Annotated in this window: 2 tRNA genes and 2 rRNA genes; all 4 read right to left on the reverse strand. The window is 55.2% G+C overall.

The features are described 5' to 3' along the window. A 23S ribosomal RNA gene (locus Q7T84_RS20470) occupies window positions 1-322 on the reverse strand; the annotation flags it as partial. Window positions 323-550: 228 nt separating this feature from the next. Further along, a tRNA-Ala gene (locus Q7T84_RS20475) sits at window positions 551-626 on the reverse strand. Window positions 627-692: 66 nt separating this feature from the next. Beyond that, window positions 693-769, reverse strand: a tRNA-Ile gene (locus tag Q7T84_RS20480). A gap of 170 nt (window positions 770-939) precedes the next feature. After that, window positions 940-1059: ribosomal RNA gene (locus Q7T84_RS20485) — 16S ribosomal RNA — on the reverse strand; the annotation flags it as partial.

Genomic DNA, 1059 nt, shown 5'->3' on the forward strand with positions numbered 1-1059 from the left:
CTGGCCTGGTCCCGGTTCGCTCGCCACTACTACGGGAGTCTCGGTTGATGTCCTTTCCTCCGGGTACTGAGATGTTTCAGTTCCCCGGGTTTGCTTAATGAACCCTATTTTATTCAGGTCATTATACCTTTGAACAACCTACGAACATGAGCTCCGGCCGAAGCCGAAGATCAAATTCGCAGACTGTAAAGGTGGGTTTCCCCATTCAGAAATGTCCGGATCAAAGGGTGCTCGCGCCTCCCCGGACCTTATCGCAGCGTGCCACGTCTTTCATCGCCTCTCGACGCCAAGGCATCCATCAGAAGCCCTTATGCGCTTGATCGTTCTCAGCAAAACTCATGTATGGGGACGGTATATGCGTGTGGCCGTACGAAGGACCACAACGCGCCCATATATGCGCTTTGTTTTTTGATGTCTTCTCGGGCGCGTCCTTAAAGCTCCATTGGGGAAGCCGGACTGACCCTTCAATTCACGATGTCATTTTGCCAATACACCCGGCAAAGCCAGGGTGACTGGAAACTTGTTTTCCGCGATCGCGCAGATGCCTTCTTGGTGGAGCCAGTCGGGGTCGAACCGACGACCTCATGCTTGCAAAGCACGCGCTCTACCAACTGAGCTATGGCCCCAATCATGAAGCCGCTCTCGCTGTGAGCTTTGTCGCCGACTTGTCCGCCCGAGGATCACACAAAGTGTGGTGGGCCCAGGCAGACTCGAACTGCCGACCTCACGCTTATCAGGCGTGTGCTCTAACCAACTGAGCTACAGGCCCTGAAGCGGCACGTTCCACGTAACTGCGCGGAACACGCGATCGCACCACAGCCTTATTCGCGGCTGCGGTGTTATTCGGAAAGAGAAACGAAGACGGCGACACTCTGCTACCTGTTTAGTGTCTATGACGAACCAATAGAACCGCGAGAGGCTCTGGAGGCTCATCCTTAGAAAGGAGGTGATCCAGCCGCAGGTTCCCCTACGGCTACCTTGTTACGACTTCACCCCAGTCGCTGACCCTACCGTGGTCGACTGCCTCCATTGCTGGTTAGCGCATCGCCTTCGGGTAGA

Origin of the sequence: Phenylobacterium sp. (assembly GCF_030654915.1) — a bacterium.
Classification (GTDB): Bacteria; Pseudomonadota; Alphaproteobacteria; order Caulobacterales; family Caulobacteraceae; genus Phenylobacterium.